Origin of the sequence: Inquilinus ginsengisoli, assembly GCF_031453975.1 — a bacterium.
In the GTDB taxonomy this organism is placed as follows: domain Bacteria; phylum Pseudomonadota; class Alphaproteobacteria; order DSM-16000; family Inquilinaceae; genus Inquilinus; species Inquilinus ginsengisoli_A.
Genome location: NZ_JAVDPW010000005.1, coordinates 146,480 through 165,282, shown reverse-complemented (window position 1 = coordinate 165,282; position 18,803 = coordinate 146,480). Strand labels below are relative to the sequence as shown.

The window sequence follows — 18,803 nt, the reverse complement described above, 5'->3', positions numbered from 1 at the left end:
CTTCGGGATCAGGCCGAGGATTTCAACAGGTCGGTGTCGATCGGCAGGGTGCGCAGGCGCTTGCCGGTGGCGGCGAAGACCGCATTCATCACCGCCGGGGCGATCGCGGCAGTGGCGGTTTCGCCGATGCCGCCGGGGGCCTCGGCGCTCTTCACCAGGTGGGTCTCGATCACCGGCACCTCGTCGATCCGCATCGGCAGGTAGGTGTCGAAGTTGCCCTGCTCGACCCGCCCGTCCTTGAAGGTGATCGATCCGTGCAGCACCGCGGTCAGGCCGAACAGCGCGCCGCCCTGGACCTGGGCCTCGATCGTGTCCGGGTTGACCACGATGCCGCTGTCCACGGCGCAGACGATGCGGTGGACCTTGACCGACCCGTCGGCCGCGACCTCCACCTCCGCCACCTGGGAGACGTAGCTGCCGAAGGCGAACTGGACCGAGACGCCGCGGCCATGGCCCTTCGGCATCGGCGTGCCCCAGCCAGCCTTCTCCGCCGCCAGGGTCAGCACGCCGAGTGCGCGCGGATTGTGGCCCAACAGCGACTTGCGATAGGCCACCGGGTCCTGCTTGGCGGCCGCCGCCAACTCGTCGATGAAGCTTTCGACCACGAAGACGTTGTGGGTCGGGCCAACGCCGCGCCACCAGGAGGTCGGGACGCCCTGCGGCTCGACCCGGACATATTCGACGCGGATGGACGGGAAGGCATAGGGCGGCTCGGCGGCGGCCTCCACCGCGTCCGCATCGACCCCGTCCTTGAAGCCTGCGGGGAAGTAGCGCGCCATGATCGAGGACCCGGCGATCCGATGGGTCCAGGCCACCGGCTTGCCGTCGGCGTCCAGCCCGGCCGAGAACCGGTCGTAGTAGTAGGGCCGGTACATGTCGTGCTGGATGTCCTCCTCCCGGCTCCACACCACCTTCACCGGGCCGTCCACCTGCATCGCCACCTTCACGGCGCGGCCGACGCCGTCCACCTCCAGCCGCCGGCCGAAGCCGCCGCCGATCAGGTGGTTGTGGACCTGCACCTTCTCCTTCGGCAGGCCGGTGACCTCGGCGGCGATCCCCTGGGCCAGGGTCGGCACCTGGGTGCCCACCCAGATCTCGCAGCTGTCCTTGCGGACGTGCACGGTGCAGTTCATCGGCTCCATCGCCGCATGCGCCAGGAACGGCATCTGGTAGATCGCGTCGATCCGCTGCGCCGCGCCGGCCAGGGCCTTTTCGGCGTCGCCCTCGTTGCGCGCCACCGCCCCCGGCTTCTTGGATTCCTCCTCGAGCTGGCGGATCAGGTCGGCGCTGTTGACCGTGGCGTTCGGGCCGTCATCCCACTGGATGGCGGCGGCCTCCAGACCCTTCTTGGCCGCGCCCATATGGTCGGCGACCACGGCCACGGATTCGTCGGTCTTCACCACCTGGCGCACGCCCTTGACCGCCATGGCGGCCGCCTCGTCCACCGACTTCGGCTTGCCGCCATAGACCGGCGAGATCGCGATCGCCGCGACCTTCAGGCCCGGCAACTTGGTGTCGATGCCGTATTCGGCGCGGCCATTCACCTTGTCGGGCGAATCCAGCCGCTTGGCGCGGGTGCCGATCAAGGTGAAGTCCTTGGGGTCCTTCAGCGCCACCGTCTTCGCGTCCGGCGCCGGCAGCGCCGCCGCGGCGTCGGCCAGTTCGCCATATCCCAGTGTCCGCTTGCCGTCGGTGACCGTGCCAGCCTTCGCCTTCAGCCCGGCCGGGTCGACGCCCCACTGCTTCGCCGCCGCGGCGATCAGCAGGGTGCGGGCCACCGCGCCGGCCTGCCGCAGCGGCGTCCAGAAGGCGCGGATCGCGGTCGAACCGCCGGTGAGCTGGATCCCGATCAGCGGGTTGGCATAGAGCGCGTCGTTGGCCGGGGAATGCTCGAGCTTGACCTGGTCGAGCCCGACCTCCAGCTCCTCCGCCAGCAGCATGGCTTCGGCGGTGTAGATGCCCTGCCCCATCTCGGCCGAGGGCATCACCAGTGTGACCAGCCCCTGGCGGTCGATGCGGATGAAGGCGTTCGGGGCGAAGCCGGCCGCCTCGACGGCGGCCCAGGCCGGCCGCAGCGACGGCGCCAGGGCGACGGTGAGGGCGAGGCCGCCGCCGAGCGCGGCGCCGACCTTGAGGAACCCACGGCGGTCGAGGGTGTGCGAACCATCAGGCATGGTCTGTCCCTCCCTTACGCCGCGGCTTTGTGGATCGCGGCGCGGATGCGCTGATAGGTGCCGCAGCGGCAGACATTGCCGGACATGGCGGCATCGATGTCGTCGTCGGTCGGCTTCGGCGTGTCAGTCAGCAGCGCCGCCGCCGACATGATCTGCCCGGACTGGCAGTAGCCGCACTGCACCACCTCGAGCTCCAGCCAGGCCTGCTGGAGCGCCTTGCCCTGCGGCGACTGGCCGACCGCCTCGATCGTGGTCACGGCGCTGTCGCCGATGCTGTCGACCGTGGTGATGCAGGAGCGCGTCGCCGCGCCGTCGACATGCACGGTGCAGGCGCCGCACAGCGCCGCGCCGCAGCCGAACTTGGTGCCGGTCATGCCGAGCACATCGCGCAGGACCCACAGCAGCGGCGTGTCGCCGTCGACATCGACCTCGTGCGCGGTTCCGTTGACCTTGATGGTGAATGCCATGGCTGCCTCGCGGGTGGCTGGGGGCTGATCCGGCGAAAAAGGCCGGCAGTGAACGCTGTCTATACCGTCGTGACCGTCGCGATAACTCGCGCAATCGGCGATGGCCTTTGAAGCTTGGCTGCAAGGTCCGGCAACTGGTCCGGCCTGCGGCTCTTATTGTCCGCCATCAGTTTAAGCCAAGGCCAGCCGCAACGCAGCGAAACAAGTGTCGCGGCCCGCCCCCATTGAAGCCGGCCGGTCCCGGCGCATCTCTTAGGGATGAGCCGCCTCATCCGCGTGGCGCTGGTCGCCGCCCTCGCCCTTGCCGCCGCACCGGCCGCGATGGCGCAATGCATCGTCAATCCGAACATCATCGGCAGCCCCTGCGCCGGCGGCATCGGTTCGCCGGCGATCATCAACGGCCAGCGCCCGGTGTTCCAGGAGATCACGCCGCCGCCGCAGCCCCAGCCCTACCAGCCGATCCCGATTCCGGCGCCGCGCCAGGCCGAGAGCCTGAGCCGCAAGGCCCCGAGCAACCCGCTGCTGCCGCTGCCGTCGGCCGGGGCGGCCCAGCGCTGCGTCACCCCATACGGCAGCTGCGCCATCCCCGGCGGCTCGATCCCCAGCACCGCCTGCACCTGCGGCTCCACCACCGGCACGGCGCGGTGACCGCGGCCGGCCGCTGAGGCACAGGCCATGCGGGTGGCCCTGGTGCTGAACGGTGCCTCGGGCGCCCTGCTGGGCCAGGCGCCCGCCACGATCGTCGACAGATTCGAGCGGCTGCTGGCCGCCGGCGGGGCCGAGGCCCGGGTGGCGGTGGCCGAAGGCCCGGCGCTGGACCTGGCGATCGACGCCGCCCTCGCCTCCGACGCCCAGGCGATCCTGATCGGCGGCGGCGACGGCACCCTGATCGCAGCAGCGGAGCGGCTGCTGCCGGAGAACCGGATCGGGCCGGCCCGGCCGCTGGGCATCCTGCCGCTGGGCACCGCCAACCTGCTGGCCCGCGACCTGGGCATCCCGCTGACGCCCGAGGCGGCGGTGCCGGCCCTGCTGTCCGGCACCACGCGGCGGATCGACGTCGCCGTGGTCAATGGCCGGATCTTCCTGAACAGCTCGCTGCTCGGCGTGGCGCCGCTGATGGTGCAGCAGCGCGAGCGCATGCGCCGCCGGCGCGGGCCGCTGAAATGGCTGCTGCTGGCCCGCGCCTTCTTCCGCGCGCTGGACCGCACCCCGCGGCTGCATGTCGTGCTGCAGGCCGAGGGCCGGCCGATGCGGCTGGTCACCCGCACCCTGGCCGTGTCCAACAACCCGCTGGCCGAGGGCTTTGCCGCGATCCACAGCCGCACCGCGCTGGATGGCGGGCAGTTGGGCGTCTACGCCGCACGGCTCGAACGCCGGGTCGACCTATGGCGCATCCTGGCCCGCGTCGTCGCCGGCACCTGGCAGCATGATCCGGCCACCGCCGCGCTGATCGCCCGCCGGGTCAATGTGGTCGCCCGGCGCCGGCATCTGTGGGTCGCCAATGACGGCGAGAACCATCTCTTGGCCATGCCGCTGCGCTATCGCATCCTGCCGCGGGCGCTGACCGTGCTGGTGCCCCGCAGCGGGACGGACAGGCCAGAGTCATGAAGATCGTCGCCCACATCTCCGACCTGCATTTCGGCCGCACCGACCCGGCGCTGGTCGAGGCGCTGGTGGCCGACCTCAAGGAGATCGCGCCGTCGGTCATCGCCGTGTCGGGCGACCTGACCCAGGATGCGCGCACCGAGGAGTTCCTGGCCGCGCGGGCCTTCCTGGACCGGCTGGAGGCGCCGATCATCGTGGTGCCGGGCAACCATGACATCCCGCGGCTGAACCTGCTGTCGCGCTTCGCCAAGCCCTTTTCCCGCTATCGCCGCTACATCACCACCGACACCGCGCCGGTGCTGGTCGAGGGCGGTATCGCCCTGGTCGGCGTCAACACCGCCCGCCGCCTGGTGGCGCATTGGAACTGGTCTCATGGCGCGATCAGCCTGGGCCAGATCGAACGGGTCAGCGACACGGTGCGGGCGCTGCCGCGCGGCATGCTGAAGATCGTGGTGGCGCACCACCCCTTCCTGCCGCCGCCGGACGCGCCGGAGACCCGGCTGATCGCGCGGGCGGAAACGGCGCTGCGCTTCTTCGCCGCCGCCGGGGTCGACCTGATCCTGACCGGGCACCTGCACCGGGGCTTCACCGGCGACGTCACGGCCCATCACGGCCGGGTGCGCCGGCCGATCCTGGTGGCGCAGGCGGCGACCGCGACCTCGACCCGGCTGCGCGACGAGCCCAACGCCTACAACCGCATCGTGGTCGACGGCGCCCGGCTGACGCTGGAGCCGCGGCGCTGGGACGGCAGCCGGTTCACGCCGATGCCGGCGCTGAGCTTCGAGAAGGTGAAGGCCCGCTGGCTGGCGGTGCCGCCCGCGGGCTAGGCCGACCTCAAACGATCGCCGAGACCGGCGTGCCGGGCCAGGCCAGCAGCTCGCCCAGGCGCGCCAGGGCCCGGCCAAGGCCGGCGCGGTCCGGCGCGCCGCCGAGCGACAGGCGCACCGCTTCCGGTGCCGACCCGGTGACGTCGAAGGCGTCGGCCGGCACCACCAGCAGCCCGGATTCCCAGGCCGCCGCGGCAAAGCCGGCACCGGTCCAGCCGGCCGGCAGGCCGAGCCAGAGGTGGTTGCCGTCCGGCTTCGCCGCCAGGTCGGCGCCCGGCAGGGCCCCAGCGGCGAGGCTCTGGCGGGCCCGGTTCTCGGCGCGGATCGCCGCGGTGAAGGCGTCCAGCGTGCCATCCCCGATCCAGCGCGTCGCCAGCGCGGCCAGCAGCGGCGACGGCATCAGGCTGACGGCGCGCAGGCCCATGGTCAGCTGCACCGCCGCCCGCGGATCCGGGGCGGCGACATAGGCGATGCGCAGCGCCGGCGTGGCGCATTTCGACAGCGAGGCGACATGCCAGGCGATCTCCGGCGCCAGGGCGGCCAGCGGCGGCGGCGCCGATTCGGCCAGCGCGCCATAGGCATCGTCCTCGACCAGGGCGACGCCGTGGCGGCGGGCGGTGGCCGCGATCGCCTGGCGGCGCGCCAGCGGCATGGTCGCCGTGGTCGGGCTGGCGATGGTCGGCACCAGGTACAGCGCCTTGGGCGGAGCCTTGCGGCACAGATCCTCGAAGGCCCCGGGGTCGATGCCGTCGGCATCCTGGGCCAGGCCGACCAGGCGCAGGCCGAGACGCAGGGCGATCGCCCGGACGCCGGGATAGGTCAGCGCGGCGCAGGCCAGGGTCTCGCCACGCTGCAGCAGCAGGTCGAGCAGGGCGAACAGCGCGCTCTGCGCCCCCGCCGCCACCACCACCCGCTCCTCCACCACCGCGCCGAGGCGCCGGGCCAGCCAGCGCGCCCCCGCCGCCCGGTCGCGCGCCGTCCCGCCGCTGGGCTGGTAGCCGAGGGTACCGCCGCCGGCCGCCAGCAGCAGGCCGAGGTCCTGCGCCATCCGCTCCGCCAGCCCGGGCGGCTGCGGCGGCACGTTCATGCTGAGGTCGAAGCCCGGATCGGATGCGGCGGCGGCATCGCGGACGAAGCTGCCGCTGCCGGCCCGCCCCTCCACCAGACCCATACGCTTCAGCTCATTGTATGCACGGGTCACCGTGGTCAGGTCGACGCCGAGCTGCGCCGCGAGCTGGCGCTGCGGCGGCAGGCGGACGCCCACGGCCAGTTCGCCGGACTGAATCCGTTGGACGAGGCTGGAGACGATCGATTGGGATTTCGACATCGGTCAGGCACTGCGACGGTTCATCGCAAAACCATACACTTGATAAAAGTGTATGGCAATGTTAGATGTGTCGGGTCATACAGCTGGCCATCGGATCGCCATCCGACGGCGCGCACCTGAGAGGTGGACCATGGCCGACCCCGCATCCTATCCCGTGCTGACGCCCTTCGCCGTCGGCATCCGGGCGCGCTGTCCGCGCTGCGGCCAGGGGCATCTGTTCCGCGGCTTCCTGACCCTGGCGCCGAGCTGCGAGGTGTGCGGCCTGGACTATTCCTTCGCCGACCCGGCGGACGGGCCGGCCTTCTTCGTCATCTCGATCGTCAGCTTCCCGGTCATCGCCTTCGCCGCCTGGCTTGAGCTGACCTATTCGCCGCCGATCTGGGTGCATCTGCTGACCTCGGCGCCACTCCTGATCGGCGGCTGCCTGGCGCTGCTGCGCCCGCTGAAGGGCTGGCTGGTCGCCGCGCAATACATCAACAAGGCCGGCGAGGCCCGGCTGGTGCGCAAGGGCGAGGATTAGTCCCGGCCGTCCCGGCCCAGCCAGGGGTCCGGGCCAGGGTCGCGGCCGGCGGCGACCTCGGCCAGCCGCTCGATGTAGTGGGCCCAGCCTTCGGCATGGCCGGCGCATTGCTCGGCGGTGGGCAAGCCGCTGTGGGTCATGCGCAGCAGCGTACCGTCGGGCGGCTGCTCGATCAGGTCGATCTCGACCAGGCTCGACCCCGGCGGCACCACCGTGCTGCCGTCCCAGCCGAAGCTGTAGGCCAGGCGATGCACCGGCACCACCTCGCGGAAGCTACCGCGGGCGAAGCGGGCGCCGGTGACGTTGACCAGATAGAGCCCGCCGGGATGCGGCTCGGTCTGCGCCTCGGTGCCCATCCAGCGCAGGATCTGCTGCGGATCGGTCAACAGGGCGAAGACTGCCGCAGGCGGTGCGGCGACGCGGGTCTCGCGGTGGACGACGAGCGGATCAGCCATGGCGGTCCTCCTGGTTGCGGGCCCTGCGGCCGCGGCGGTCAGGCCCCCGGGTCCTTGTGCATGCGGTCGGGGCCGGGATCGCCGCCGGCAGCGACCACGGCGAGCCGTCCCATGTAATGCGCCCAGCCGGTCTCGTGGGCGGGGACCGCCACGGGCGGCAGGCCGCTGTGGGTCAGACGCAGCAGCGTGCCGTCCGGCTGCTCGATCAGGTCGATCTCGACCAGGCTCGACCCTGGCGACACCCCCATCGCGTTGCCGTCCCAGCCGAAGCTGTAGGCCAGGCGATGCACCGGCACCACCTCGCGGAACGTGCCGCGCGCCACATCGGTGCCGTTGACGTCGAGCAGGTACAGGCCGCCCGGCTGCGGGTCCAGCGTCGCCTGCAGGCCCATCCAGCGCACGATCTTCTCCGGATCGGTCAGGAAGGCGAAGATGGTGGCGGGCGGCGCCGGGATCCGGATCTCACGCCGGACGACGGTCGGCTCGGTCATCGGGTTCCTCCTGGTCGCGCGGCGGCGCCGTGGCGGCAGGATACGGCGCCGCGGCCGGATTCGCCACCGCGGGGTGACAGGCTGGGCGCCCGGCCGCATGATCGGGCCATGGACCTGCCCACGACTCTCGCCTGGCTGGTGGACGAGGCCGGCGCCGCGCCGAGCCCGGACCAATTCCTCGCCCTGCTCGGGGGCCGGCTGGTCGAGGACGGCGTGCCGCTGGCCGGCGGCGCCCTGACCCTGGCGGTGCCGCATCCGATCATCGCCCATCGCACCTGGCTGTGGCGGACGGCGACCGGGGCGGTGATCGAGGCGCTGGGCTTCGCCATGCCCGGCCTGGCCGGCGTGACATCGGCCGCGGCGACGCCCGGCGCCGCCGGTCGGGACTGGCTGGCCGGCCTGGGCCCCGGTCCGCTGCACGAGGACAGCATCGGCCCGGGGCCGGAGCAGCCGGTGCTGGGCTGGGCCGTCAGCCGCCCGCTCGACCCCGCTGAAGCCGACCGGCTGCGCCAGGCCGCGCGCTTCGCCGCCGCGCCGCTGGCCGCCCTGGCGGCGCAGGCGACGCTGACCGCGCTGCTGGAGGCCTATCTCGGCCGGCGCAGCGCCGCCCGGGTGCAGGCCGGCGCCATGCGCCGCGACGCCGGCGACAGCATCCGCGCTGTCCTGCTGTACGCCGATCTGCGCGACTTCACCGCTTTGTCGGAGGTGACGGCCCCGGCGGCGGTGATCGCCGCGCTGGACTCCTGGTTCGACCGCATCGCCGGGGCGGTGCACGCCTTCGGCGGCGAGGTGCTGAAGTTCATCGGCGACGGCGTGCTGGCGATCTTCCCGGTCGCCGGCCCGCCCGCCGCCGCCTGCGACGCGGCGCTGCGCGCGGTGGTCGCGGCCCGCGCCGGGATGGCGCATCTCGATGCCGCCCGGCAGGCCCAGGGCCTGCCGCCCCTGCCCTTCGGCGCGGCGGTGCATCTGGGCGAGATGCTGTGGGGCAACATCGGCGCGGCCGACCGGCTGGACTTCACCGCCATCGGCCCGGCGGTCAATCTGGTCAGCCGGCTGGAGGGGCTGTGCCGGCCGCTCGGCCGGTCGGTGCTGATCTCGGGCGCGGTCGCGGCCGAGACCGCAATGCCGCTGGTGCCGCTGGGGGAACACGCGCTGCGCGGCATCGCCGCGCCCTGCGCCGTCTTCACATTGCCGGACGCATGACCGGCCGGTCCTGGCCCGTGGCGGCGGCCAGCAGCTCCTCGCAGATCTCCGCGATCAGCAGCCAGGTCGCCACCCAATGGGGCTGGTCGGCGGGGTCGCAGGAATCCGCCTGGCGCCGCGCCTCGTCCGGCGCGCCATCGCCATGGCGGCGCAGCAGGACCTGGGCGGAGCGCTCGATCTCGCAGGCCGTCAAGCCGCTCATGCGGGGATACCGGACAGGGGGGCCATCCCCCCCATCTACATAAAATATATAAAATTGTCTATATACAAAGGCGAGACCCGGCCGCGGCTTGTTCCAGAGGGCTGACGCCAACAAAAAAGGAGAGGATCCCTACCCGGAATCCTCTCCCGCTCTAGCTGGAAAGACTTAAGCCGCCTTTTTGAGGTAACCGCCCTTGACCAGCGCTTCGGCGATCTGGACCGTGTTCAGCGCCGCGCCCTTGCGCAGATTGTCGGCGGCGACCCACATCGACAGACCGTTCTCGATCGTCGAGTCCTCGCGGATGCGGCTGACATAGACCGAATCCTCGCCCGCGACCTCGACCGGGGTGACATAGCCCTCGTCCTGCCGGTGGTCGACCACCGCGACGCCCGGCGCCCGCTTCAGCGCGGCCCGCGCCTCGCCGGCCGAAATCGGCCGCTCGAACTCGATGTTCACCATCTCGGCATGGCCGATGAACACCGGCACGCGCACGCAATGGGCGATGACCTTGATCGAGGGGTCGAGGATCTTCTTGGTCTCGACCACCATCTTCCACTCTTCCTTCGTCGACCCGTCATCCATGAAGCTGTCGATGTGCGGGATGACGTTGAAGGCGATCTGCTTGGTGAACTTCTCCTTCACGATCGGATCGTTCACGTAGACGGCGCGGGTCTGGTTGAACAGCTCGTCCATCGCCTCCTTGCCGCCGCCGGAGACCGACTGGTAGGTCGAGACCACGACGCGGCGGATCTTGGCGAGGTCGTGCAACGGCTTCAGCGCCACCACCATCTGGATGGTCGAGCAGTTGGGGTTGGCGATGATGCCCTTGCGGGTGAACTGCGCGATCGCCTGCGGATTGACCTCGGGCACCACCAGCGGCACGTCCGGGTCCATCCGGAAATGCGAGGTGTTGTCGATCACCACCGCCCCGGCCTTGGCCGCGCGCGGGCTGTGCACCGCCGAGACCTTGGCGCCCGGCGAGGACAGCACGATGTCGATGCCCTTGAAGTCGAAGCTGGCGAGCTCCTGGATCCTGAGGATGTCATTGTCGCCGAAGGACACCTCGCGCCCGATCGAACGCTCCGACGCCAGCGCGACGACCTGGTCGACCGGGAACTCCCGCTCGGCGAGGATGGAAAGCATCTCGCGACCGACATTGCCGGTGGCTCCGATGACCGCGACCCGATAGCCCATGTCTTTGATCCGGCTTGTTCGATTGCTGTAACGGATGCACTCGGTAGAATGGTTGCCGGCCTGCGCGCAACGGCGCAGCCATGCGATTCGCGCGTGACGATCATGCCGTCAAGTGCCGGCTGTCGGCTGGACCAAACGGGATTTCCGAGATCCGCCTATAGATGGGCCGGCGGCAACATCCTGCAACCCTTGAGCTTCCTGGAGGGAAACGCGATGGCCGAGAAGCTGCCGAGCTATTCCGCCTTCTGGCCCTATTACCTGCGCGAGCACGGCCGGGCGCGAACCCGGGCGCTGCACTTCCTGGGCACCAGCCTGGCCTTGATCTGTCTCATCCTGCTGATCGTCACCGGCAATTGGTGGTGGCTGCCGGCGGCGCTGGTCGCCGGCTACCTGTTCGCCTGGATCGGCCATGTCTTCATCGAACACAATCGGCCGGCCACCTTCATCCATCCGCTGTGGTCGCTGGCCAGCGACTTCCGTATGTACGCGCTGTGGGTCACCGGCCGCTTGAAGGGTGAGCTGCGCCGCGCCGGGCTCGAACCTTAAGCCGGATGATTTTGAGTCAGGTCACGCGGAAAGGCCCCACCGTGCGTTGCCTTTCCCGCTTGCGGGAGAGGTCGGAGACGCGAAGCGGCTCCGGGTGAGGGGGTTTTGTCGAGGCCGGGACCAGCCCTCACCCGGTCTCGCTGCGCGAGCCCGACCTCTCCCGCCAGGCGGGAGAGGCAACGCGAAGACGCTTGGCATCCCGTTGCCCGGCCTGAATCCACCTGAAACGATCATTCTCTAGCCACTGAAACGACCGAGCCCGCTCCGGTCTCCCGGGGCGGGCTCGTGACGTCGAGGGGACGACGCCGGCCGATCAGAACCGGTAGCGCAGGCCGAGCGCGACGATGTCAACGCTGCTGCTGTTGCTGGCGTCGTAGGACACCCGCGTCTCCAGCGGCGTGCCGACATAGAAGTCGCGATCCGCGTCCAGCTTGTGCGCGTCCATGAAGACGTGGGTGTAGCCGAAGTCGACCGACATGTTCTCCATGACGTTGTAGCTGACGCCGGCGGAGAGCCAGTAGCGATCGCCGTCCGGGGTGCGGCTGGAGCGGTAGCCCGACTTGGTCGGCGTCGGGTCGTACTGGAAGCCCGCCCGCAGCGTCAGGTCCTCGTTCCAGTAGTATTCGCCGCCGATCGAGAGGCCGACCGTGTCCTGGTAGCGCTGCGTGTTCACCAGGTCGGCGCCGCCGTCCTCGCGCTTGACCCGGATCTCCTTGAACGACGACCAGCCGTACCAGGTGACGCCGCCGAGCAAAGCGATCTGCGGCGTGATCTCCTGGCGGATGCCGAAGGTCACCATCGGGGGCAGGTTCAGCTTGGCGGTGCCGCCGGTGTTGAAATCGGCGGTCGGCGGCAACCCCGGCAGCGGCGGGAAGGCGATGCCCTTGAGCTCGGCCGAGCCGTCCAGCCGGTGATCGACGCCGGAGCGGAAATGCACGCCCAGCCGGGTGCCTTCGACCGGCTGCACGATGGCGCCGATGTTGTAGCCGACCGCCCAGCTTTCGCCCTTGATCGTCAGCTTGCCGTCCTCGTCATAGGCCGGCAGCAGGGCCCCCACCGGGTTGGGCACATGGCTTTCGAGCTTGGCCCAGGCGTAGGAGATGTCGATGCCGCCGCCGATCGACAGCCAGTCGTTGACCCGATAGGCGACGGTCGGCGACACGTTGTAGACCAGCAGCTGGGTCTTGGTGGCGTCGTAGCGGCCGAACCAGTTGCCGTCGTACCGGCTCTCCAGCCCGAAGGGCGCGCCCACGCCGATGCCGACCCACAGCCGGTTGTCGGTGGACGGCACCGGCACGGCGACATAGCCGTGCGGCACCAGCGTCGCGTCGTAGGGGTTGTTGCTCTTGCTCTCGCCCGAGATCCGGCCGGGCGGCGGATCGAAGATGCCGCGCGGCGTGCGGAACGCCGGGTAGTCGATGGTCGAGCCCTTGTCCGTCAGCCGCGAATCCGGGATCAGCAGGCTGCCGCCGAACTGCGCCTCGCCCTGCTTCAGGAAGGTCATGCCGGCCGGGTTGAAGAAGATGGTGCTGGCGTCGTCGGCCGCGGCGGCCCCGCCGGCGAAGGCGCGGCCGAGGCCGGTCACGCTCTGCTCCTGGATGAAGAAACCGGCGGCGTTCGCGGCACCGGCTCCGAAGAGCCCCCCGGCGGCGATCCCCGCCACCGCCAGCGCAAGACGCGAAATGCCCCCGATGATCCGCTGATTCATCTCGGCCTGCCCCCCCTTGCCGTTGCCCGACCATGTCTCGCAACGATGACGTTTGTAACGTATGACTACGTTTGTAACGCTACCGTCATGCCCAAGACGACAGGTCGTCAAGCACTGATGAAGGGACCGCTCGGATCGGGAGTGTCCAGTAACCAAAACCCCAGCGTGACGCTACGTCAACCATTCCGCGGCGATGGGCCGAAGAAATGGCAAATGCAATGCATTTTTGCCTTGGCGGACGAATCGCAGGGCAATGATTCGCCGTCGCCGGGACTGATGAAAATGCCAGACAAAAGGCGAGGCCAAACGGCCTCGCCTTGTTGCACCGCACAAATACTGAAGAAAGAAGGAACGGTTCAGCGCGAGCGCTGGGCCATGGCCTCGAGGATCGCGGTGCCCATGTCGCCGGTCGAGACCAGCTGGGCCGCGCCGGTGCCGGCGATGTCGGCGGTGCGGATGCCGCGGTCGAGCACGTCGGACACCGCGCCCTCGATCAGGTCGGCCTCGGTGCCGAGGTCGAAGCTGTAGCGCAGCATCATGGCGAAGCTGAGCAGGGTGGCGATCGGGTTGGCCTTGCCCTGGCCGGCGATGTCGGGGGCCGAGCCGTGCACCGGCTCGTACAGCGCCTTGCGGCGGCCGGCGGCATCGGGCGCGCCGAGCGAGGCCGAGGGCAGCATGCCCAAGCTGCCGGTCAGCATCGCCGCCTCGTCCGACAGCATGTCGCCGAACAGGTTGTCGGTGACGATGACGTCGAACTGCTTCGGGTTGCGCACCAGCTGCATGGCGCAGTTGTCGGCCAGCATGTGGCTGAGCTGGACGTCGGAATACTGCTCCTGGTGCAGCCTGGTCACCTCCTCGCGCCACAGCCGGCCGGATTCCATGACGTTCATCTTCTCGACCGAGCACAGCCGGTTGCCGCGCTTGCGCGCCAGCTCGAAGGCGACGGCGGCGACGCGGCGGATCTCCGACGTGGTGTAGACCTGGGTGTTGATGCCGCGGCGTTCGCCGTTGCCGAGGTCGGTGATCCCGCGCGGCTCGCCGAAATACACGCCGCCGGTCAGCTCACGCACGATCAGGATGTCGAGGCCCTCGACGATCTCGCGCTTCAGCGACGAGGCATCGGCCAGGGCCGGGTAGACCAGCGCCGGGCGCAGATTGGCGAACAGCTCCATGTCCTTGCGCAGGCGCAGCAGGCCGGCTTCCGGCCGGATCGAGAAGTCGACGCCGTCCCATTTCGGCCCGCCGACCGCGCCCAGCAGCACGGCGTCGACCGTCATCGCCTTGTCCATGGTCGCGTCGGTGACCGGCACCCCGTTGGCGTCGATCGAGCAGCCGCCGACCAGCGCTTCGTCGATGTCGAAGCCGACGGCGCGCTGGCTGCCCATCCACGCGGCGACGCGCTTGACCTCGCCCATCACCTCCGGGCCGATGCCGTCACCGGCGAGGACGAGGAGCTTCTTGTTGGCAGCCATGGGAAACGACCTTCAGCGGGGGTTGGAGGAACGGTGGTCGCAAGGGACCGGGATCGGGATCTTCCCTCTCCCACTTCCGTCATCCCCGCGAAAGCGGGGATCTCGCGACAATCCTGAAACAGCTTCCCGCTTTCGCGGGAATGACGACCAAGGAATGGGCAGCCGGCGTCAGGCCGCCAGCCAGGGCTGCGCCGCCTTGCGCTTGGCCTCGAAATCGTCGATCGCCGTGGTCTGCTGCATGGTCAGGCCGATGTCGTCGAGGCCGTTGATCAGGCAGTGCTTGCGGAAGGGCTCGAGATCGAAGGAAATCTTCTCGCCGTCCGGCCGGGTGATCTCCTGCTTCTCCAGGTCGACCGTCATGGTCGCGTTGGCGCCGTTCTCGGCGTCCTTCATCAACAGCTCGATCTGCTCCTGCGGCAGGGCGATCGGCAGGATGCCGTTCTTGAAGCAGTTGTTGTAGAAGATGTCGGCGAAGCTGGTGGCCAGCACGCAGCGGATGCCAAAATCCAGCAGCGCCCAGGGCGCATGCTCGCGCGACGAGCCGCAGCCGAAATTGTCGCCCGCGACCAGGATCTGGGCCTTGCGATAGGCCGGCTGGTCGAGCACGAAATCCTTCGGGTTGCCCTGCTCGTCGGTGCGCAGTTCGTAGAACAGGCCGGCGGCGAGGCCGGTGCGCTTGATCGTCTTCAGGAACTGCTTCGGGATGATCATGTCGGTGTCGACATTGACGATCGGCAGCGGGGCGGCGACGGCGGTGAGCGTGGTGAAGGGCTGCATGGCGGCGGCTGTGCTCAAAAGGCCAATGGGGAAGCTTAGCCGCAAAGTCATGCCACAGCCGGCCGCCGGCCCAAAGCGCGGAATCGTCACCCTCCCCGCGGTGCAATTCGCGCCGGGCGCCGCTCAGCCGGCCCGATCACCCTTCGGCAGCGCGAACAGCAGCCCCAAGGTCACCAGCGTCGCCAACCCACCATAGCCGGCCGCGGCGGCGAAGGCGCGGGCATAGGCCGCAGCCTCGCCCAGCCCCGCGGCGCGGGCGCCGTCCAGCACCACGGCGAACAGGATCCCGGCCAGGGCCACGCCGAAGGCGCCGCCGACCTGCTGCATGGTGCTGAGCATGCCGGAGGCCGATCCGATGTGCCCGTCATGGATGCCGCCGAGGATGGTGTTGAGCAGCGGCGTCATCAGCAGGCCCTGCCCGACCCCGAGCAGCAGCAGCGCCGGGATCAGCGCCTCCGCCTGCAGCGGCGCGGCCAGCAGCGCCGTGGCGGCGGCGGCGAACTCGCCCAGCGCCGCGATCGCCGCCCCGGCCAGCAGCACCGCGCGCCGGCGCTCGGGCGCCACCCGGCCGGCGGCGATCGAGGCGATCATGAAGGCGACCGCGGCCGGGGAGAACACCAGCCCCGCCGCCAGCGCCGACCGCCCGAGGCCGAGCTGCGCCAGGAAGGCGTAGGCGAGATAGACCGAGTTCATGGTCGAATAGAACACCATCACCAGCAGCACCCCGGCGGCGAAGGCGCGGTCGCGGAACAGTGCCATCTGCAGCAGCGGCGAGGCGCCGCGGCGCGACCGGGCGTGCTGGAGCCAGGCGAACCCGGCCAGCACCGGCACCGCGGCGGCCAGCATGGCCAGCGACCACCCCGGCCAGCCGGCTTCGCGCCCCTCGATCAGCGGATACAGCAGCAGGCCGAGGCCGAGCGCACTGAGCCCGACGCCCACGAGGTCCAGCCGCTGTCCCGGCTTCACCGTGTCGGCCGGGATCAGCCGCGGCGCCGCCACCGCGGCGAGGAGGCCGATCGGGATGTTGAGCAGGAAGATCGGCCGCCAGCTTAGGCCCCAGAGATCGGCCGCGACCAGGATGCCGCCCAGCACCTGCCCAGCCACCGCGGCCAGACCCAGCACCACGCCGAGCGCGGCGAAGGCCTTGGCGCAGTCCTGCGGCTCCGGGAAGGTGACGCGGATCAGCGAGAACACCTGCGGGAACAGCAGCGCCGCGGCGACGCCCTGCAGCAGCCGGGCCAGGATCAGCGTTTCGGCGCTGGTCGCCAGGCCGCACAGGGCCGAGGTCGCGGCGAAGCCGAGCAGCCCGGCGACGAACATCCGCCGCCGGCCGCGCAGGTCGCCCAGCCGCCCGCCGGTGATCAGCGCCACCGCATAGGCCAGGCTGTAGCCGGCCACCACCAGCTCGGCCTGGGCGTAGCTGGCGCCCAGCCCCAGCCGGATGCTGGGGATCGCCACATTGACGATCATCACATCCATCACGGTCATGAACGGGCCGAGCAGCATCACGGCCAGGCCGAGCCAGGGCCGCGCCACGGTCGGCCGCCGGGCGGCCTCGGCCGGGTAGGTCACATCGGTCATCGGGAATCTCCATCGGCGGACCGGCAGTCGGCGACCGGCAGTCCGCCCGCGACAGAGACTGGAGGATGGTCTATAATAGGAAAAGATAAGTTCTTATCCTATTAGTAGAAACAATAGCCTATGCCCGTCTCCGCCCTGCAGCGCACCGACGACCGCCGCGCCTTGTCCGACTTCGTCCGCGACCGCCGGTCCCGCACCAGCCCGGACGAGGTCGGCCTGCCCGCCGGATCCCGCCGCCGCACGCCGGGGCTGCGGCGCGAGGAGGTGGCCCAGCTCGCCGGGGTCGGGGTCACCTGGTACACTTGGTTCGAGCAGGGCCGCGCCATCCAGGTCTCCGCCGATTTCCTGGAGCGGGTGTGCCGGGCGCTGCGGCTGGACCCGGCCGAGCGCCAGCACCTCTACGCCCTGGCGCAGCGCCGGCCGCCGCCGCATGCGGCCCCCGGCCTGCCGACGGTCTCGCCGATCCTGCAGTCGCTGTTGGACAGCCTGCCGAACCCCGCCTACATCAAGACCGCGCGCTGGGACGTGGTGGCCTGGAACGCGGCCAACACCGCGCTGTTCGGCGACTACGCGGCGATCCCGCCGGCCGAGCGCAACAGCCTGTGGCTGATCTTCACCGAGCCACGCTGGCGCCGGATGATCCCGGACTGGGAGGGCGCCGCCCGCCGCGTCCTGGCCAAGTTCCGCCTGGACCACGGCCGGGCCGGCGCCGACCCCGCCTTTACCGAACTGGTCGAGGCGCTGCAGGCGGCCAGCCCGGAGTTCCGCCGCTGGTGGCCCGGCCAGGACGTGTCGGAGCGCAGCGAAGGGATCAAGCGCATCCGGCACGACACGCTGGGCCTGCTGGAATTCGCCCACGCCACCTTCACCGTCGAAGGCGCGCCAGACCTGCGGATGGTGACCTACACCCCGGTGCCGCGGGCGTAGGGACGTCCGCCCTTACTCCAGCTGGGTGCGGAGCGTCTCCTCGACCGCGCGGTCGAAGCTGTCGACCGGCGCCGAGCCGGCCTGCTTCGCCTGTTCGGCCTCGATGAAGCTGTCGCGCTGGCCGACCAGCGCCGCCATCTCGGTCGTCAGCGCCGCGCGCTCGGCCTGCTGCTGCGCGACATAGGCCTGGCGCTCCTCCGCGGTCTTGCCCCTCAGCACCTCCGGCAGCTCGTCATCCGACACCGACCCCAGCGCCTTGGCGCCGCTGGCGACGTCGGCCACCAGGTCGCCGGCACCGGTCACGACCTCGGTGCGGTCGGACCGCTTGCTGTAGAAGCCGGAGTTGTCGGCCTGGACCGAGGCGGGGGCCGACGCGCGCAGGTCCATCTTCTCGCGCAGGCCGTCCTGCTGCACCGCCGAGCCGTAGGGGATCACGGTGGCGTCGATCCGGCGCTGCAGGATGATGATGGCGTCGTCGTAGGGCGTGACGATCGCCGCCACCTGCCCGCCATCCTGCGGGATCGGGATGTAGCGGCCGGCGCCGCGCTGGGCGATGTCCTGCCAGATCTGCCGGGTGTCGCCGGCATTGCCCGCCTGCACCGCGTTGACGATGATGCCGTTCTTGCGCGCGGCGGCCACCACCTCGGCGTATTTCGGGGCGTTGGCGTAGTCCATGTGCGGCGGCGCGTCGCCGACCAGGAAGACGATCTTGCGGGCCTGGCCGCCCTGGCTCCAGCGCACCTTGGTCACCGCGTCGTGCAGCGCCTCGTTCACCGATTCCGGCCAGTCGCCGCCGCCGTCGGCGCGCAGCTGCAGCAGCTTGCCGTACAGACCCTGGATATCCGTGGTCAGCTCGTAGGTCCGGGTGACGTAGTCGTCGCCGCGGTCGCGATAGGCCACCAGCGCGATGCGGATCTCGGCGTCGGGGTTGGCCTCGACGATGGTGGTGGCGATCGACCAGATCTTGCGCTTGGCGCCGTCGATCAGGTCGGCCATCGACCCGGTGGTGTCGAGCACGAAGGCGACCTCGACCTGGGGCCGCCCCTGGTCCTGCCCCTGCACCGCCCAGGCGGGCCCCGCCAGCAGGGCGCCGAGGGCGCTGCCCAGCAGCAGGGTGCGGAGGAATTTGGGTCCACGAACGATCGCGCGCGTCATGGTGGCACTCTCCTAGGGATACCGGCCCGGCAGGGCTCGGTCATGACACTGGTTTCGGCGCCCGCTGCGTCGTTTCCAGGGCGGAATGAAGTGCCATCCTCCCCAATCCGGACATGATCCTGTGCCGGACCGTCGGCACGGGCGGGGCCCGCCCGAATTCGGCCGCAAGCGC

General features: G+C 70.5%; 19 protein-coding genes. 7 read left to right on the top strand and 12 right to left on the bottom strand.

All coding sequences use genetic code 11. The annotated features are described in order from the left end of the window. Positions 1–8 precede the first annotated feature (8 nt). Both E9232_RS15285 and E9232_RS15280 read right to left on the bottom strand, forming a co-directional pair. Positions 9–2,174, bottom strand: a complete 2,166-nt coding sequence (locus tag E9232_RS15285) for a xanthine dehydrogenase family protein molybdopterin-binding subunit (protein ID WP_309795052.1) — start codon at positions 2,172–2,174, stop codon at positions 9–11. Between the two features lie 14 nt (positions 2,175–2,188). After that, the gene (locus E9232_RS15280) at positions 2,189–2,641 is read right to left on the bottom strand and encodes a (2Fe-2S)-binding protein (RefSeq protein WP_309795051.1); all 453 of its coding nucleotides are present in this window, start codon (positions 2,639–2,641) and stop codon (positions 2,189–2,191) included. Between the two features lie 258 nt (positions 2,642–2,899). Here E9232_RS15280 and E9232_RS15275 point away from each other — a divergent pair, with 258 nt between their 5' ends. Genes E9232_RS15275 through E9232_RS15265 form a run of 3 tightly spaced genes read left to right on the top strand, consistent with a single transcriptional unit; the run spans position 2,900 to position 5,073 of the window. Further along, complete coding sequence (locus E9232_RS15275) at positions 2,900–3,289, top strand: hypothetical protein (RefSeq protein ID WP_309795049.1); 390 nt, start codon at positions 2,900–2,902, stop codon at positions 3,287–3,289. A 27-nt stretch (positions 3,290–3,316) separates the two neighbouring features. Beyond that, the gene (locus tag E9232_RS15270) at positions 3,317–4,249 is read left to right on the top strand and encodes a diacylglycerol/lipid kinase family protein (RefSeq protein ID WP_309795046.1); all 933 of its coding nucleotides are present in this window, start codon (positions 3,317–3,319) and stop codon (positions 4,247–4,249) included. Next, positions 4,246–5,073, top strand: a complete 828-nt coding sequence (locus tag E9232_RS15265) for a metallophosphoesterase family protein (protein WP_309795044.1) — start codon at positions 4,246–4,248, stop codon at positions 5,071–5,073. The genes E9232_RS15270 and E9232_RS15265 overlap by 4 nt, the downstream gene beginning before the upstream one ends. Before the next feature lie 7 nt (positions 5,074–5,080). Here the strand turns inward: E9232_RS15265 and E9232_RS15260 are convergent, their stop codons facing one another. Further along, the gene (locus E9232_RS15260) at positions 5,081–6,400 is read right to left on the bottom strand and encodes an aminotransferase-like domain-containing protein (RefSeq protein WP_309795042.1); all 1,320 of its coding nucleotides are present in this window, start codon (positions 6,398–6,400) and stop codon (positions 5,081–5,083) included. Positions 6,401–6,530: 130 nt separating this feature from the next. On the opposite strand from E9232_RS15260, the gene E9232_RS15255 reads away from it, so the two are divergent. Beyond that, positions 6,531–6,920 (top strand): DUF983 domain-containing protein, encoded by a 390-nt coding sequence (locus tag E9232_RS15255; RefSeq protein ID WP_309795040.1) that lies wholly within the window; start codon positions 6,531–6,533, stop codon positions 6,918–6,920. On the opposite strand, the gene E9232_RS15250 is transcribed toward E9232_RS15255, so the two are convergent. Both E9232_RS15250 and E9232_RS15245 read right to left on the bottom strand, forming a co-directional pair. Next, positions 6,917–7,375, bottom strand: coding sequence for an SRPBCC family protein (locus E9232_RS15250; protein ID WP_309795038.1), 459 nt, complete (start codon positions 7,373–7,375; stop codon positions 6,917–6,919). The genes E9232_RS15255 and E9232_RS15250 overlap by 4 nt on opposite strands. A 38-nt stretch (positions 7,376–7,413) precedes the next feature. Further along, entirely contained in the window at positions 7,414–7,866 is a 453-nt protein-coding gene (locus tag E9232_RS15245; protein WP_309795036.1) for an SRPBCC family protein, read from the bottom strand. A gap of 108 nt (positions 7,867–7,974) precedes the next feature. Here E9232_RS15245 and E9232_RS15240 point away from each other — a divergent pair, with 108 nt between their 5' ends. Further along, complete coding sequence (locus tag E9232_RS15240) at positions 7,975–9,069, top strand: adenylate/guanylate cyclase domain-containing protein (RefSeq protein WP_309795034.1); 1,095 nt, start codon at positions 7,975–7,977, stop codon at positions 9,067–9,069. Here E9232_RS15240 and E9232_RS15235 read toward each other — a convergent pair. Further along, entirely contained in the window at positions 9,050–9,271 is a 222-nt protein-coding gene (locus E9232_RS15235) for a hypothetical protein (protein ID WP_309795032.1), read from the bottom strand. The two genes, E9232_RS15240 and E9232_RS15235, sit on opposite strands and share 20 nt — an antisense overlap. Positions 9,272–9,436: 165 nt before the next feature. Further along, positions 9,437–10,465 (bottom strand): aspartate-semialdehyde dehydrogenase, encoded by a 1,029-nt coding sequence (locus E9232_RS15230; protein ID WP_309795030.1) that lies wholly within the window; start codon positions 10,463–10,465, stop codon positions 9,437–9,439. Positions 10,466–10,678: 213 nt separating this feature from the next. On the opposite strand from E9232_RS15230, the gene E9232_RS15225 reads away from it, so the two are divergent. After that, the gene (locus E9232_RS15225) at positions 10,679–11,011 is read left to right on the top strand and encodes an Mpo1-like protein (RefSeq protein WP_309795027.1); all 333 of its coding nucleotides are present in this window, start codon (positions 10,679–10,681) and stop codon (positions 11,009–11,011) included. 313 nt (positions 11,012–11,324) lie between these two features. Here the strand turns inward: E9232_RS15225 and E9232_RS15220 are convergent, their stop codons facing one another. The 4 genes from E9232_RS15220 to E9232_RS15205 all read right to left on the bottom strand — a co-directional run bounded on the left by E9232_RS15220 (position 11,325) and on the right by E9232_RS15205 (position 16,549). Beyond that, positions 11,325–12,719, bottom strand: a complete 1,395-nt coding sequence (locus E9232_RS15220; RefSeq protein ID WP_309795025.1) for an OmpP1/FadL family transporter — start codon at positions 12,717–12,719, stop codon at positions 11,325–11,327. Between the two features lie 356 nt (positions 12,720–13,075). Beyond that, positions 13,076–14,191, bottom strand: a complete 1,116-nt coding sequence (gene leuB / locus E9232_RS15215; RefSeq protein ID WP_309795023.1) for a 3-isopropylmalate dehydrogenase — start codon at positions 14,189–14,191, stop codon at positions 13,076–13,078. A gap of 168 nt (positions 14,192–14,359) precedes the next feature. Continuing rightward, complete coding sequence (leuD, locus tag E9232_RS15210) at positions 14,360–14,968, bottom strand: 3-isopropylmalate dehydratase small subunit (protein ID WP_309795021.1); 609 nt, start codon at positions 14,966–14,968, stop codon at positions 14,360–14,362. Positions 14,969–15,091: 123 nt separating this feature from the next. Further along, a complete protein-coding gene (locus E9232_RS15205; protein WP_309795019.1) occupies positions 15,092–16,549 on the bottom strand; it encodes an MFS transporter in 1,458 nt (485 codons plus the stop codon). A gap of 120 nt (positions 16,550–16,669) precedes the next feature. On the opposite strand from E9232_RS15205, the gene E9232_RS15200 reads away from it, so the two are divergent. Then, positions 16,670–17,476: a helix-turn-helix transcriptional regulator gene (locus tag E9232_RS15200; protein ID WP_309795016.1), complete on the top strand. Its 807-nt coding sequence runs from the start codon at positions 16,670–16,672 to the stop codon at positions 17,474–17,476. Between the two features lie 12 nt (positions 17,477–17,488). On the opposite strand, the gene E9232_RS15195 is transcribed toward E9232_RS15200, so the two are convergent. Continuing rightward, the gene (locus tag E9232_RS15195) at positions 17,489–18,631 is read right to left on the bottom strand and encodes a vWA domain-containing protein (RefSeq protein ID WP_309795014.1); all 1,143 of its coding nucleotides are present in this window, start codon (positions 18,629–18,631) and stop codon (positions 17,489–17,491) included. Positions 18,632–18,803 lie beyond the last annotated feature (172 nt).

Bases quoted from the DNA above. Each gene is read 5' to 3' on its own strand.
- E9232_RS15285 (WP_309795052.1), bottom strand. From the start codon at position 2,174: ATGCCTGATGGTTCGCACACCCTCGACCGCCGTGGGTTCCTCAAGGTC.
- E9232_RS15280 (WP_309795051.1), bottom strand. From the start codon at position 2,641: ATGGCATTCACCATCAAGGTCAACGGAACCGCGCACGAGGTCGATGTC.
- E9232_RS15275 (WP_309795049.1), top strand. From the start codon at position 2,900: ATGAGCCGCCTCATCCGCGTGGCGCTGGTCGCCGCCCTCGCCCTTGCC.
- E9232_RS15270 (WP_309795046.1), top strand. From the start codon at position 3,317: ATGCGGGTGGCCCTGGTGCTGAACGGTGCCTCGGGCGCCCTGCTGGGC.
- E9232_RS15265 (WP_309795044.1), top strand. From the start codon at position 4,246: ATGAAGATCGTCGCCCACATCTCCGACCTGCATTTCGGCCGCACCGAC.
- E9232_RS15260 (WP_309795042.1), bottom strand. From the start codon at position 6,400: ATGTCGAAATCCCAATCGATCGTCTCCAGCCTCGTCCAACGGATTCAG.
- E9232_RS15255 (WP_309795040.1), top strand. From the start codon at position 6,531: ATGGCCGACCCCGCATCCTATCCCGTGCTGACGCCCTTCGCCGTCGGC.
- E9232_RS15250 (WP_309795038.1), bottom strand. From the start codon at position 7,375: ATGGCTGATCCGCTCGTCGTCCACCGCGAGACCCGCGTCGCCGCACCG.
- E9232_RS15245 (WP_309795036.1), bottom strand. From the start codon at position 7,866: ATGACCGAGCCGACCGTCGTCCGGCGTGAGATCCGGATCCCGGCGCCG.
- E9232_RS15240 (WP_309795034.1), top strand. From the start codon at position 7,975: ATGGACCTGCCCACGACTCTCGCCTGGCTGGTGGACGAGGCCGGCGCC.
- E9232_RS15235 (WP_309795032.1), bottom strand. From the start codon at position 9,271: ATGAGCGGCTTGACGGCCTGCGAGATCGAGCGCTCCGCCCAGGTCCTG.
- E9232_RS15230 (WP_309795030.1), bottom strand. From the start codon at position 10,465: ATGGGCTATCGGGTCGCGGTCATCGGAGCCACCGGCAATGTCGGTCGC.
- E9232_RS15225 (WP_309795027.1), top strand. From the start codon at position 10,679: ATGGCCGAGAAGCTGCCGAGCTATTCCGCCTTCTGGCCCTATTACCTG.
- E9232_RS15220 (WP_309795025.1), bottom strand. From the start codon at position 12,719: ATGAATCAGCGGATCATCGGGGGCATTTCGCGTCTTGCGCTGGCGGTG.
- leuB (WP_309795023.1), bottom strand. From the start codon at position 14,191: ATGGCTGCCAACAAGAAGCTCCTCGTCCTCGCCGGTGACGGCATCGGC.
- leuD (WP_309795021.1), bottom strand. From the start codon at position 14,968: ATGCAGCCCTTCACCACGCTCACCGCCGTCGCCGCCCCGCTGCCGATC.
- E9232_RS15205 (WP_309795019.1), bottom strand. From the start codon at position 16,549: ATGACCGATGTGACCTACCCGGCCGAGGCCGCCCGGCGGCCGACCGTG.
- E9232_RS15200 (WP_309795016.1), top strand. From the start codon at position 16,670: ATGCCCGTCTCCGCCCTGCAGCGCACCGACGACCGCCGCGCCTTGTCC.
- E9232_RS15195 (WP_309795014.1), bottom strand. From the start codon at position 18,631: ATGACGCGCGCGATCGTTCGTGGACCCAAATTCCTCCGCACCCTGCTG.